Annotated in this window: 10 protein-coding genes; 2 read left to right on the top strand and 8 right to left on the bottom strand. The window is 60.5% G+C overall.

All coding sequences use genetic code 11. The features are described from left to right. Nucleotides 1–27: 27 nt before the first annotated feature. Nucleotides 28–1,956, bottom strand: a complete 1,929-nt coding sequence (locus G5221_RS08640) for an EAL domain-containing protein (RefSeq protein ID WP_421263106.1) — start codon at nt 1,954–1,956, stop codon at nt 28–30. Between the two features lie 498 nt (nt 1,957–2,454). Here G5221_RS08640 and G5221_RS08635 point away from each other — a divergent pair, with 498 nt between their 5' ends. Beyond that, nucleotides 2,455–3,981: an EAL domain-containing protein gene (locus G5221_RS08635; protein ID WP_202004200.1), complete on the top strand. Its 1,527-nt coding sequence runs from the start codon at nt 2,455–2,457 to the stop codon at nt 3,979–3,981. Between the two features lie 271 nt (nt 3,982–4,252). Beyond that, complete coding sequence (locus G5221_RS08630) at nt 4,253–5,350, top strand: calcium:proton antiporter (protein WP_202004197.1); 1,098 nt, start codon at nt 4,253–4,255, stop codon at nt 5,348–5,350. 145 nt (nt 5,351–5,495) lie between these two features. Here G5221_RS08630 and hutH read toward each other — a convergent pair whose 3' ends face one another. The 7 genes from hutH to rpoH all read right to left on the bottom strand — a co-directional run bounded on the left by hutH (nt 5,496) and on the right by rpoH (nt 13,478). After that, nucleotides 5,496–7,028: a histidine ammonia-lyase gene (gene hutH / locus G5221_RS08625; RefSeq protein ID WP_202004193.1), complete on the bottom strand. Its 1,533-nt coding sequence runs from the start codon at nt 7,026–7,028 to the stop codon at nt 5,496–5,498. Nucleotides 7,029–7,032: 4 nt separating this feature from the next. After that, complete coding sequence (hutU, locus tag G5221_RS08620; protein ID WP_421263105.1) at nt 7,033–8,742, bottom strand: urocanate hydratase; 1,710 nt, start codon at nt 8,740–8,742, stop codon at nt 7,033–7,035. 53 nt (nt 8,743–8,795) lie between these two features. Next, a complete protein-coding gene (gene hutG / locus G5221_RS08615) occupies nt 8,796–9,740 on the bottom strand; it encodes a formimidoylglutamase (protein ID WP_202004187.1) in 945 nt (314 codons plus the stop codon). Then, entirely contained in the window at nt 9,733–10,968 is a 1,236-nt protein-coding gene (hutI, locus tag G5221_RS08610) for an imidazolonepropionase (RefSeq protein ID WP_421263104.1), read from the bottom strand. The genes hutG and hutI overlap by 8 nt, the downstream gene beginning before the upstream one ends. A gap of 154 nt (nt 10,969–11,122) precedes the next feature. After that, nucleotides 11,123–11,827 (bottom strand): histidine utilization repressor, encoded by a 705-nt coding sequence (gene hutC, locus G5221_RS08605; protein ID WP_158110895.1) that lies wholly within the window; start codon nt 11,825–11,827, stop codon nt 11,123–11,125. Nucleotides 11,828–11,838: 11 nt separating this feature from the next. Then, nucleotides 11,839–12,498 carry a carbonate dehydratase gene (gene can / locus G5221_RS08600; protein WP_005339998.1) on the bottom strand — a complete coding sequence of 220 codons (660 nt, stop codon included), beginning with the start codon at nt 12,496–12,498 and terminating at the stop codon, nt 11,839–11,841. A gap of 125 nt (nt 12,499–12,623) precedes the next feature. Then, nucleotides 12,624–13,478, bottom strand: coding sequence for an RNA polymerase sigma factor RpoH (rpoH, locus tag G5221_RS08595; protein WP_005339997.1), 855 nt, complete (start codon nt 13,476–13,478; stop codon nt 12,624–12,626). Nucleotides 13,479–13,787 lie beyond the last annotated feature (309 nt).

Raw genomic sequence — 13,787 nt, 5'->3', positions numbered from 1 at the left:
CCCCACGACGACCCTCTCTCATTTATCTCAATCACCAGCCGACTCCTGCACCAACCGGCGTGGCTCGGCAAACCAGGGCCCCTGCCCGGCATGCACCCCGAGGTGGCGCAGCATCTTCCACTCATCGCCACTCTCTACCCCCACCGCCAGCACCCGGGTACGGGTATTGGCGCAGCCCCCCACCAGACTGCGGACCGCCATCTGGTTCACCTGTCGGGCGTGAATCTCCCGCACCAGGCTGGGGTGCAGCTTGAGGAAGTTGATCTCGAACTCCTTGATGTACTGGGTGCTCACCACATCCTGGCCAGCATGATCGATGGCCAGCTGGCAGCCCAGCATCCGCAGGGAGCGCAGCGGCCGCTTGAGTGCTTCGAAGTGGCGTGTGACCTGAGCCTCCGAGAGCTGCAGGATCAACCGCTCGTTGATGCTGCGCGGCAGCTGGAACAGGGCGAAGAAGAGCCAGCGCTGGAACTCGCGGTTGAGCAGACTCTGGGCACTCAGGGTCAGAGTGATGGGACAGCTCTGCTCGGAACGCTGGCGCAGCAACACCAGCGTTTGCTCCGCCACCAGCCGATCCAGTTGCAGCAGCAGGCCCACCTTCTCCGCCATTGGCATGAAGATCCCTGCTTGCAGTTCCCGCCCCTGCTCATCGTGGATATAGGTGAGCAGATCCTGCTGCAGTACCACCTGATCCCGATCCTGCTGGACCGGTTGGGTATAAAAATCGATCCCCTGCTCTTCAAGACGGCGACTGATGAGGGTGCGCCAGCGCACCGTCCCCTTGCTGCTCTGCTCCTCGTCCAGCTGCTTTTCATAGAGGAACCAGCCGTTGTGCCCCTGCAGACGTGCACTCTTGAGGGCCAGCTCGGCCTCCTCCTGCACCTTGAGCAGAGTGTCTTGCGCCTGGTAGCAGACAGCCCCGATATAGATGGCCGTCTCCGGATTGACCTGCTGCGGCCAGTGTAGCCGTTGCAGACTTTTGAGCAGCTGGCTGGCACTGTCCACCATCTCGCTCTCCGACATGTTGGGCAACAATACCGCAAAGACATGTCCGGCATAACGAGCCTGCAAGGCACCGTTATGCTTGCGCACAAAAGCACTGATCACGGCGCTCGCCTCCAGCAGCAGATCATGCCCCTGCAGCTCGAACTGCTCCGCTTCCAGCTCTTCCAGACAGGCGAGTTCAATCAGCAAGACACCGCCACTCATCACGCTCGCCTCCATGATAGCGCTCTCGAGCCGGTTATCGAAGAAGAGGCGGTTGCCGATGCCGGTCATCTTGTCGACGAAGGCGTTGCTGCGAATGAAGTTGTCGAAGCGGCTGCGCTCCTTGCGGGCATCCGCCAGCTCGGCGAGCAGATGATCGAGGGCCTGACTGGCGGCCACCGGCCACTCTTCGGCGGGGTCATGGCTTAGTTTGGAGAGCTTGTCATCGAGGATCAGCTGGGCGCGAATGCCCAGCAGCTCGGCGCCGCGCAACTGCTGACGCAACCAGCGGATGGAGTACCAGAGACCGAACACCACGATGAAGATCCCGAACGAGATGCCCGACATCGCCTTGATGGAGTACTCCGCCTCCTTGAAGGGGCGCTCCAGCTTGAAGCTGGCCTGCATGCCAGCCTGATGGGGCAGCGGATGGCTGTATGGCACCAGCAGCGGTTCATCAACCGGACGCTGTACGTCACGGAACCAGTAGACCCGCTGGTCATTCTGGCGCACCTCCAGCTCCACCACATGAGCCGCCCGCAGCAAGGTGGGCAACCAGCGGCTCATATCCTCCATACCGTGAGCAACGTCGAGTTGCTTGTCGATCACCTCGACCAGCGCATCGACCTTCTTTTGCTGCAACTCCATGCCCAGCTCGCGAAAGCTGAACACCCCGCCAATCAGCACGGTCGCCATGGCAGCGATCACGCACAAGGTAATAAACGAGACAAGATGTGTTGTGAGTTTCATGTGCCTTTCCGTGTGCCCGGCATCATCCATTGGAATTCATGGTAGCAGTGGCGCTGTGGCCATCACTATGGACGGGGATCCCGCTTCTGTAATTTAAGCGGGGCAGCATACCCAAAGCAGCGGGAGAATACCAAGGAAGGTACACAGGTGGAGCAGGGGAAGATAGCAGACAGAAAAATGGTCCCTCAAAAGGGACCAAAAGGAACACTCATATCAAAACTAACACTCTGTGCTACTGACAAAAAACAGATACAGGAGTATTGAACACACGGTGAGTCAAACCGCAGGGGTACTCTAAAGCAGTTCGGATAAGTTGAGCAATTGTCATTTATGACAGGTCAGCGATTGAATCTAGCCAAAGTTAATAATAAACACATTTAAAATCATGCAGTTAAAAAATCAATCAACAAGTGTGACAACTCGGACTCAAATTGATTGCACTAATGCTCTATGATGGCTAAGTCCATTTGTGTCTCATGAAACTGGCAGGTACTTCCTTTGCGTAAATCACCCGTCTGGATCGCTCTGTTGCTGTTCGCCCTGCCTGTCGTGGGCAGCCAGTTTCTCGGCCTGTGGTTTGCCAAGCCGATGGCCTTTTATCTGCTGGAAAAGAAGGTTGCCGAGCTCAAGGGAGCCATGGCAATACGCCACCGGGAGCTGGATGCCGCCATCAACAAACAACTGGCACAATTTGAGTTCAACTGCGGCGCCAAAGACATGGAGCTGCTGCGCGATCCTCGCTTCTACAGCACTCATATCCGTCTGCAGGGGCTGGAACTCGCCTCCGGCAACAGCTGTTCCAGCCTGGGGGTGGGGATCCCGCTACTCAAGGAGATCCAAGACAGCGGGCAGACGTTCGGCAAACTGGGGATTACCGCCACCGTGGCCAAATACAATACCGAACAGGAGGTGGTGGCTTTTTACCGCTCCGGCGGCAACCTCGCCTACTGGGTGCTGGATAACAGCTGGAGCCACGACCTGCTGCAACATCCCTGCAGCCACTGCTTCTATCTAGAGTTCAGCCGACAGGATACCGATGCAAGCACAGTCCACTTTCCCCGTGGCGACCAAGAGATCAAACAGGAAGAGAGCAATATCAGCCTGAGTTTCTTCGATCCCAATGAACTCACCAAACAGACGGTCTGGGCGGGAAAAGCGCTGGAGCAATATGCCCATGACCAACTCAATCACTACGGTCTCTGGTTCGGTATCGCGCTCGGCGCCCTGTTAAGCGTCACATACTGGCTGCTGCGCAGCTATCGGCGCTCCCTCAAGGGACTGCTGCAAACAGGATTGATACGCAAGGAATTTATTCCCCTCTACCAACCGATCGTGGATGCCCGTACCCACCAAGTGGTGGGATTCGAGGCACTGCTGCGCTGGCAGCGGGGAAGCGAGCTGATCCCCCCGGGCACCTTTATCGAATATGCAGAGGAGCAGGGACTGATCCTGCCGATGACCGAACAGTTGCTGGAGCAGGTGATCACTGACCTGCCGCAGCTGGCACCGGAGCAGTGGGTCAGCGTCAATCTGGTGGCGGCCCATATCGAGCAGCCCCTGCTGCGCACCCTGCTCGCTCACAGCCAAAACCCCTCACCCGCCCGGCTCACCTTCGAGCTGACGGAGCGCAAGCCGATCCTCGACATCAAGGCGGCCACCGAGGAGATCACCCTGCTGCAACAGATGGGGTATCACTTCAAGCTGGATGATTTTGGTACCGGCTACGGCGGCTTTGCCTACCTGCAGAGCTTGGGGATCCGCCAGATCAAGATCGACAAGATGTTCGTCGATACCATAGGCACCAACGACCTCAAGCGCAGCGTACTGGATGCCATCATCGTCTTCGGTCGGGAATCGGGCATGGAGATGATCGCCGAAGGGGTCGAGAGCCAGTTGCAAGTCGACTATCTGAGCCAGCACGGCGTCTATCTGATCCAGGGCTACTTCTTCGGCAAACCCATGCCGCTGAAGATACTGACCCATTGGCAACGGGAGTGGCAGTCGCAACACCAGAAGGCCAGCTAACGCAGAGATGGCAGGATCTAGCCGCGAAACAGTTTGGCCAGCGGTTCGACATCATCAGGTTGATGCTGGCGGTAGCGCCGTAACCCAGCCCGGCTCAGTGGTGAAATCGAAGCGGCTCCTGCCACCCCTTATTTACATTCAGCAACAAAATGATCTGCCCTGACGGGGATAACAACCTTTATCATAAGGAGCCGGTTATTGCGCAACCGATAACCGTGCAGCCTGTTTATGTCATCCGGTCGTCAAGACCCCCAATAGAGAACCATTGCCTATGAAGACAGTTATCCGGCAAGAGATTGCCCTGCCCGTTGGCCTGCTGACCCTGCTCTTTTTCAAGACCCTGGGCAGTGACCTGCTGACAGAGACAACTCCGCTCGGGATCTATCTTCCTGTTTCGGCGGCACTATTGGCCATCGTCACCTGGGCCATCTTCTCGGTGGTGCGCCACTCCGATGCCCTCGCCATCAAGCTGGGCGAGCCCTTCGGCACCCTGATCCTCACCCTCTCGGTCATCTCGCTAGAGGTGGTGATGATCTCCTCGGTGATGCTGACCGGCGAGCCCAACCCCACCATGGCCCGCGATACCATGTTTGCGGTAGTGATGCTGGTGAGTACCGGTCTGGTGGGCTTCACCCTGCTGTTTGGCGGCTGGCGCTACCACACCCAGAGCTTCAATCTGGACGGGGTGAAATCCTATCTGGTGGCCATCATCCCACTGGCCCTGCTCTGTCTGGTGCTGCCCAACTTCACCGAGGGTGGCGCAATCGGCAGTATGTCGCGCGCCATGTCGTGGATGCTGATCATCATCTCGATCCTGCTCTACGGGGTCTTTCTGCTCATCCAGACCCGCAGCCACAGCCACTTCTTCGTCGACAGCGATCACGAGGATTATGAGGAGCACCACGGCCCGCTGCAGAGCAACGTCTATCACACCATCCTGCTGCTCGCCTACCTGCTGGTGGTGATCCTGCTGGCCAAGACCCTGGCCATCCCCATCAACTACGGGGTGCATGTGATGGACGCGCCCGCCGCACTGGGCGGCTTTATCGTGGCCTGCATCGTGCTGGCCCCCGAAGCAGTCGGCGCCATCAAGGCCGCCTTCAACAACCAGCTGCAGCGGGCAATGAACCTCTACTTCGGCTCTGTGTTGGCCACCATCGCCCTCACCGTGCCTGCCGTGCTCTTTATCGGCTCCATGCTGGGGCAGGAGGTGCGCCTCGGCCTCTCCCCCGCCGATATGGTACTGCTGGTCACGACCTTGATGGTCTGTAAAGTAACCTTCAGCAGCGGCCGCACCAATGTGCTCCATGGTGCGACCCATCTGGTGTTGTTCGTGGTCTATCTGTTCCTGATGTTCGAACACGGATAACCGCGTTCAACCAACGTCAGAAACGCAAAGACCGCCCGATTGGGCGGTCTTTTGTTATCTGCTCCCGGCAGTCACCGGCGCCAGTGAAGCGGCTCCCCCCTCATTCCCAACCCTTCTCCCGCCAGGAGAGAAAGGGGATCAAGGCTTACAGGCTGGGCAGTACCCCGACCGGGATCAGGTCGTTGTAGCTGGCACGGCCCAGCAGGGCGGCGGCCGCCTCGATGTCCGGCGCGAAGTACCTGTCCTTATCGTAGAAGCTCACCTCTGCCCGCAGTCGTCCCTTGGCCTGCTCGATCAGCTCGGTACTGCGCAACGGCGCGCGGAAATCCAGCCCCTGTGCTGCCGCCAGCAGTTCGACTGCCAGAATGCCGCGGGTATTTTCCGCCATGTCTGCCAGCCGACGGCCGGCGAAGGTCGCCATGGAGACATGATCCTCCTGATTGGCGGAGGTGGGCAGGCTGTCTACCGAGGCTGGATGGGCCAGGGTCTTGTTCTCGGAGGCCAGCGCCGCCGAGGTGACCTGAGCGATCATAAAGCCCGAATTCACCCCGCCGTTGTTGACCAGAAATGCCGGCAGACCGGACATCCGAGAGTCGATGAGCAGCGCCATCCGCCGCTCGGAGAGCGAGCCGATTTCGGCGATGGCCAGCGCCAGATTGTCGGCGGCGAAGGCCACGGGTTCTGCGTGGAAGTTGCCACCGGAGATGATCTCCTCATCATCGGCAAACACCAGCGGGTTGTCGGAGACCGCGTTGGCCTCGCTCGCCAATACCTCGGCGGCCTGGCGGATCTGGGTCAGGCAGGCTCCCATCACCTGCGGCTGGCAGCGCAATGAGTAGGGATCCTGCACCTTCTCGCAGTTGTGATGGGACATGCCTATTTCGCTGCCGTCCACCAGCAGGTGGCGATAGCAGGCGGCCGCGTCGATCTGGCCGCGCTGGCCGCGCACTTCGTGGATGCGGGCATCGAACGGCCGGCGGCTGCCAAGGGCGGCCTCCACACTCATGGCGCCTATGGTGATAGCACCGGCGTAGAGATCCTCGGCGTGGAACAGCCCTTCCAGCGCAAAGGCGGTGCTGGCCTGAGTGCCGTTGAGCAGCGCCAATCCTTCTTTGGGCGCCAGCGCGATGGGTTCGAGCCCGGCGATTTTCAGCGCAGTGGCGGCATCGATCAGCTCGCCCTTGTGGCGGGCCTTGCCCTCCCCGATCAGCAGGCAGCTCATATGAGCCAGCGGCGCCAGATCGCCGGAGGCGCCGACGGATCCTTTCTTCGGCACCACAGGGTAGACCTCGGCGTTGACGAGGGTCATCAGGGCCTCCAGCACCGTCAGGCGGATGCCGGAGAAGCCCCGCGCCAGCGAGTTGAGTTTGAGCACCATCATCAGCCGCACGGTGGCGTCATCCATGTACTCGCCAATCCCTGCCGCATGGGAAAGCACGATGGATCGCTGCAGCTCGTCGAGCTGCTCTACCGGAATGCGGGTGTTGGCCAGCAGGCCAAAACCGGTGTTGATGCCATACACCACCCGGTTCTGCTCGATCACCTTGGTAACTACGGCAGCGGAGGCGTGGATCCCCGGCAGCGCGGCCGGATCCAGTGAAATATGTACCGGCTCGCGGCTGACGCGGCGCAGGGTGGAAAGATCCAGCTCGCCCGGAGTAATAGTCAATTCAAACATGGTGTTACACCTTTCCTTTGACACCGTTGGCGCCGTCAATCATCGGCAGAACCAGTTTCGCCTCGCGGGCGCAGTTGATGGCAATCTCGTAGCCAGCATCCGCGTGGCGCATCACGCCGGTGGCCGGATCGTTGCGCAGCACCCGACCAACGCGGCGGGCCGCGTCATCGGAGCCGTCACAGACGATCACCACGCCGGAGTGCTGGGAGAAGCCCATACCGACCCCGCCGCCGTGGTGCAGGGAGACCCAGGTCGCGCCGCCGGCAGTGTTGAGCAGAGCGTTGAGCAGCGGCCAGTCGGAGACGGCATCGGAGCCATCCATCATCGACTCGGTCTCGCGGTTCGGGCTCGCCACCGAGCCGGAATCCAGATGGTCGCGACCGATGACGATGGGCGCTTTCAGCTCGCCGTTTTTCACCATCTCGTTGAAGGCCAGACCGAGCCGCACCCGATCCTTGACCCCGACCCAGCAGATCCGCGCCGGCAGCCCCTGAAACGCGATGCGCTCGCGGGCCATGTCGAGCCAGTTGTGCAGGTGAGGATCGTCGGGGATCAGCTCTTTGACCTTCTGATCGGTCTTGTAGATATCTTCCGGATCGCCGGAAAGGGCCACCCAGCGGAACGGCCCAATCCCCTCGCAGAACAGCGGGCGAATGTAGGCGGGGACGAAGCCGGGGAAGTCGAAGGCGTTCGTCACCCCCTCCTCAAGCGCCATCTGACGGATGTTGTTGCCGTAATCCAGAGTCGCCGCGCCGCGCTCTTGCAGGGTCAGCATCGCCTCCACCTGACGAGCCATGGAGCGGCGGGCTGCGCTGTTGACCTCGCCCGGCGCACTCTGTTGCAGCTCGCGCCACTTTGCCACGCTCCAGCCCTGGGGCAGGTAGCCGTGGATCGGGTCGTGGGCAGAGGTCTGGTCGGTCACCACATCCGGGGTGATGCCACGGGCCACCAGCTCGGCGAAGACGTCGGCGGCGTTGCCAAGCAGACCGACGGAGACCGCGCTGCCGCTCTGCTTGGCCTCGTCGATCATAGCCAGCGCCTCATCCAGGCTGTGGGCCTTCTTGTCCACATAACGGGTGCGCAGACGAAAATCGATGCGGGTCTCGTCGCACTCCACGGCGATCATCGAGAAGCCGGCCATGGTGGCGGCCAGCGGCTGGGCGCCGCCCATGCCGCCGAGACCACCGGTCAGGATCCAGCGCCCTTTGGGTTCACCGTTGAAGTGCTGATTGGCCACCGCGAAAAAGGTCTCGTAGGTGCCCTGCACGATCCCCTGGGTGCCGATATAGATCCATGAACCCGCGGTCATCTGGCCGTACATCATCAGGCCCTTCTTATCGAGCTCATTGAAGTGCTCCCAGTTGGCCCAGTGCGGCACCAGATTGGAGTTGGCGATCAGCACCCGCGGCGCATCCTTGTGGGTCTGGAACACCCCGACCGGTTTGCCGGATTGCACCAGCAGGGTCTGATCCTCATCGAGCCGGGTCAGTACCTCGACGATCTTGTCAAAGCAGGCCCAGTTGCGGGCGGCGCGGCCAATCCCGCCATAGACCACCAGCGACTGGGGATGCTCGGCCACCTCGGGATCCAGGTTGTTCATCAGCATCCGCAGCGGCGCCTCGGTGAGCCAGCTCTTGGCGGTCAGTTCGGTGCCGCGCGGGGCACGGATCACGCGGTTAGGATCATGACGGGGATCCTGCTGTTGCACAGGCATACACACTCCTTGTTGTATCAATAGGGTGCCTTCGGCGATATGCGGCCAAAGGGTTAACGGGTCAACAGATGAACCAGTCGCGCGGCCACGCGGGCGCTGCGGTTATCCTGATCCAGCGTCGGGTTGTACTCGGCCAGATCGGCGAGCCGCAGCTTGCCGCTGGCCCGGATACGGGCGATCAACGGTTCGATCACCGCCAGCTCCACACCGCGGGCGGCGGGGGCGCTCACTCCCGGCATCAGGTTGCCGGGCAGCACATCGAGATCGATGGTCAGATAGAGGTGATCACAATTGGCGATAAAGGCGTCCAGCCCACTTAGCAAGGTGGGCAGAGCACGCTCGCTCATGGCTTCATCTTTCACATACCAGACCCCCAACTCGTCGGCCCGTGCAAACAGCGCCTGGGTATTAGCTGTCTCGGCCACCCCAAGGCAGGCGTAGTGAAACGGCGTGCCCTGAGCGGCGCACTGCTCGGCGATCTGGAAGAAGGGAGTGCCGGAGCTTGCCAATTCCTGCTTCATGCGCAGGTCAAAGTGAGCATCGAGGTTGATAATGCCGACCCTGCCACTGCCGCCCAGATGACGGTTAAGGCCGCTCCAGCTGCCGAAGGCCACCTCGTGGCCGCCCCCCAGCACCAGCGGGAAGTGGCCCAGATCGAGCGCAGCGGCGACCCGCTCGGCCAGATGGCCGTGGGCGGCATCGAGATCGCCATTGGTACAGCTCACATCCCCACCATCGTAGACGGGGCGACTCAGATGCCAAGCGGTGTTGGCCAGCAGCTTGCGCACCGCTTGCGGCGCCCCGGCAGCACCAATGCGCCCCTTGTTGCGGCGCACCCCTTCATCGCAGGCAAAACCGAACAGCACTACACCTGCTGCCTCTTGTGTTCCGGCGGTCCAGGGCTGCACCTTGTCATGCCAGCGCAGGGCCAACTCGCCATCTTCCGGATCCTGCCGCCCCTGCCAGAGCGACATGTCGATCGGGTTGAACTTATCCATGGAGGGTCTCCTCGCCGTTGAAGATGCGGCCTGCCAGCTGATCGACGCCGACCATGTAACTCAGCTCGGCCGGATGGGCGCAGTGCCAGATCAGGAAATCGGCTGCCATGCCGACCCTGAGCTGACCAAGGCGATCCTGCTCGCCAAGTGCTTTGGCGGCGTGACGGGTCACCCCGACCATGGCCTCCAGCGGGGTCAGGCCAAACAGGGTGCAGGCCATGTTCATCGCCATCCGCAGCGAGACGATGGGGGCCGTGCCCGGGTTGATGTCGGAGGAGACCGCCATCGCCACCCCCGCCCTGCGCAGCGCGGCGACCGGCGGCAGCTTGGTCTCTTTGAGGAAGTAGAAGGCGGTGGGCAGCAGGGTGGCGACCACGCCACGGTGGGCCAGCGCCAGGATCCCTTCCGGATCCAGATACTCCAGATGGTCCACCGAGAGGGCGCCAAAGTTGGCGGCCAGCGTGCTGCCACCGAGGTTGGAGAGCTGATCCATATGCCCCTTCACCGGCAGGCCGTATTGATCCGCCGCCAGATAGACCTGCTCAGTCTGGGCCAGCGAAAAGCCGATGTGCTCGCAGAAGACATCTACCGCATCGGCCAGACCCGCCTCGGCGGCGGCCGGGATGATCTCCTGACAGATGGTCTCGACCCAGCTGTCGGGATCGTCGCGATACTCCGGCGGCACAGCATGGGCCGCCAGCAGAGTGGTCTTGACCCGGATCGGCAGCGCCTCTCCCAGTCGGCGGGCCACCCGCAGCATCTTGAGTTCATCATCCAGCGTCAGGCCATAGCCGGACTTGATCTCCACTGTGGTGACCCCCTCGCGGATCAGGGATTTCACCCTTGGCAGCGCCAGCTCGAACAGTTGCTCTTCGCTGGCGGCACGGGTCGCACGCACCGTGCTGATGATGCCGCCGCCCCGACGGGCGATCTCGGCATAGGGCACTCCCTGCTGGCGCAGCTCGAACTCCTCGGCACGGCTGCCGGCGAAGACCAGATGGGTGTGACAATCGATAAGGCCGGGGGTGACCAGCTTGCCCCGCATATCCTGCCAGTGAGCGGGATACGGCCCCTTCAACTCGGCCATCGGCACCAGCGCGTGGATCTTGCCATCCTTCACGCCGATGGCGTGGAGCGGCAGCAGGCCGTAGTCGGCCAGCTCATCATTCAGGGTAGCGGGCGTCACGTTGAGCCAGACCCGCTCGCAGTTCAACAGTTCCTTGTTCATAGCGACCTCAAATGTATATACATATTCTTATAGTCGATCTCTATGACGAAAGAAAGAACGAAGTTCACATCCTGATAACAGCATCAAACTTAGAGTTTAAGCACAAAAAAGCCCACCAGGAGGTGGGCTTTGCAAAATCGAGTTGTATAGACATTTACTCCAGCTGAGTCTTGGAGCTGAGCTTGTAGCGGGAACCTGGGGAGAGCAAACGGGCGTAGGAGACCAGATGCCCCTCCGACCAGGTACGCCGGTGCAACAACAGGCAGGGGGAATCTACGCGGATCTGCAACAATCCCGCCTCACCGGCGCTCGGCAGCACGGCTTCCACCACGTGCTCCATCTCGGAGAGGGGGCAGACATCCATCAGATAGCGGTTGGGAGTTTGCAGGGTGAAATCCTGCTCGCCATAGCCTGGCAGGCGCCCGGCATCGACGAAGCGTTCCTCCAATTGCAACGGCTCCCCATCGGCCTGATGGACGATCAGGCTGTGAAAGATGGGGGCGCCAACCCGCAGCCCCAGTTGTACCGCCACCTTCTCGTCGGCGGCCAGTCGCTGCAGCCGGATAACCCGGGCACTGTATTGGCCGCCACGCTCGGCGATCTCATCGGCAATATTGCGAATAGCCAGCAGCTGCGACTCGGTGCGCCTGTCCGCCACGAAGCTACCGGAACCGGCGGTACGCACCAGCCACCCTTCCGCCACCAGTTCCCGCAGCGCCCGGTTGACCGTCATCCGGCTCACGGTGAACTGCTCGCACAGGGCCGCTTCGGTCGGGATCCTGTCCCCCGCCTGATAGTGGCGTTCGCGGATCCCGTCCAGAATGTGCTGCTTGATCTGCAGATAGAGGGCTGGCGCCACCATGAAGCTCCCTAGCGCCGACGGTGGGGCGGACGCATATCCGGCCAGGCGCGGTAGACGTCGGGGATCTGATCCGGGCCGCTGATGCAGAGATCGAGATCGTGCAGCAGACCATCCTTGATCCCGTAGATCCAGCCATGCACCGCCAGCTCCTGCCCCTTGCGCCAGGCGTTCTGGATGATGGTGGTGTGGCAGACGTTGGCGACCTGCTCGGCCACGTTCAGCTCGCACAGGTAGTCGAAGCGCTCGTGCTCATCCTCGATGGCCTCGAGCTCTTCACCATATTTGAAGTAGACATCCTTGATGTTGCGCAGCCAGTTGTCGATGAGACCCAGCTCCTGATTCTGCATCGCGGCCTTGACGCCGCCGCAGCCATAGTGACCGCAGACGATGATGTGCTTCACCTTGAGCACTTCTACCGCGTATTGCAGCACGGAGAGGCAGTTGAAATCGGTATGTACAACCAGATTGGCGACGTTGCGGTGGACGAAGACATCCCCCGGCAGCAACCCCATCAGCTGGTTGGCGGGGACCCGGCTGTCGGAACAACCGATCCAGAGGTATTCGGGGGCCTGCTGGGCAGAAAGAGTGGCAAAGAAAGCGGGATCTTCGGCTTTGATCCGTTCGGCCCACTCACGGTTGTTGGTAAACAGGTCGTTCAACAGTTTCACTTCTGCTCTCCCTAATGTGGCAGTGGCGGCAACATAACACACTCAAGGGTAACCAAAGCAAGGCCGACCAGATCCTTGCGAAACAAAAACAGGGCCATCAGGCCCTGTTTTTATGAGAGGAAGCATCAGGCTTCCATGGCATCTTTCAGCTTCTTGAGTGCGTTTTTCTCAAGCTGACGCACACGCTCGGCAGAGACGCCGTAGGTATCGGCCAGCTCCTGCAGAGTGGTCTTGCTGTCATCATCGAGCCAGCGGGCGCGGATGATGTGTTGGCTGCGCTCATCCAGGGTGGCGAGGGCAGAGCTCAGACGACGGGTGGCATGATCGTCCCAGTTGTCATTCTCGATGGTCGCGGCCAGATCGGAGGATTTATCCTCCAGATAGTGAACCGGAGCGAAACCGCCCTCTTCTTCATCATCACCAACCAGATCGAACGCCTGATCGTAGTTGGCCATCCGCGCTTCCATCTCGGTCACGTCAGCGGCAGAGACGCCGAGATCGGCCGCCACGGCCTGAACCTCTTCGTGGTTCAGCCAGCCCAGACGTTTTTTGGATTTGCGCAGGTTGAAGAAGAGCTTGCGCTGGGCCTTGGTGGTCGCCACCTTGACCATGCGCCAGTTGCGCAGGACATATTCGTGGATTTCGGCCTTGATCCAGTGCACTGCAAAGGAGACCAGACGCACGCCGACCGTCGGGTCGAAGCGCTTGACCGCCTTCATCAGGCCGATGTTGCCTTCCTGAACCAGATCGGCCTGAGGCAGGCCGTAACCGGCATAACTCTTGGCGACATGAACGACAAAGCGCAGGTGCGACATAACCAGCTGACGAGCAGCCTCGAGATCGCCATCCTGCTGCAAACGCTCAGCCAGTTCACGCTCTTCCTCTGCGCTCAGCACAGGAATAGAGTTTACTGCCTGGATATAGCCTTCCAGACTACCTTGCGGAATCAGAGCCATAGTGCGCTGCAATGAAGTTCCCATCTGTTACCTCTTACTTTTCAATCGAATCAGTCTAACACCCTGAGAGGGTCTGTCTACTGACCGGATGCCATTCTGCGGCGTGTATCAAAGAACATGCCCAGTTTTAGACCGGCTTATCTTAAGCCTGCAGGATGAATCATGAATGAACAGTCAAAAAAAGGGGGTCACAATGAAGGACCCCCGAAAAGTAGCATGCTAAGTCCATTGTTGCGGAGCTCGCAACCTTCACATGCTTGCCAAGTCTGACGAGCAAGGCAGAGGGGCCACACCCGTATAAATGCTTCAGCTTTAATAGACTGCTTATAAATC

It is taken from the genome of Aeromonas sp. 602200 (assembly GCF_049173895.1).
Lineage (GTDB): Bacteria > Pseudomonadota > Gammaproteobacteria > Enterobacterales > Aeromonadaceae > Aeromonas > Aeromonas veronii_A.
This window is presented reverse-complemented; position numbering and strand designations above follow the sequence as displayed.

Bases quoted from the DNA above. Each gene is read 5' to 3' on its own strand.
- G5221_RS08640 (WP_421263106.1), bottom strand. From the start codon at position 1,956: ATGAAACTCACAACACATCTTGTCTCGTTTATTACCTTGTGCGTGATC.
- G5221_RS08630 (WP_202004197.1), top strand. From the start codon at position 4,253: ATGAAGACAGTTATCCGGCAAGAGATTGCCCTGCCCGTTGGCCTGCTG.
- hutH (WP_202004193.1), bottom strand. From the start codon at position 7,028: ATGTTTGAATTGACTATTACTCCGGGCGAGCTGGATCTTTCCACCCTG.
- hutU (WP_421263105.1), bottom strand. From the start codon at position 8,742: ATGCCTGTGCAACAGCAGGATCCCCGTCATGATCCTAACCGCGTGATC.
- hutG (WP_202004187.1), bottom strand. From the start codon at position 9,740: ATGGATAAGTTCAACCCGATCGACATGTCGCTCTGGCAGGGGCGGCAG.
- hutI (WP_421263104.1), bottom strand. From the start codon at position 10,968: ATGAACAAGGAACTGTTGAACTGCGAGCGGGTCTGGCTCAACGTGACG.
- rpoH (WP_005339997.1), bottom strand. From the start codon at position 13,478: ATGGGAACTTCATTGCAGCGCACTATGGCTCTGATTCCGCAAGGTAGT.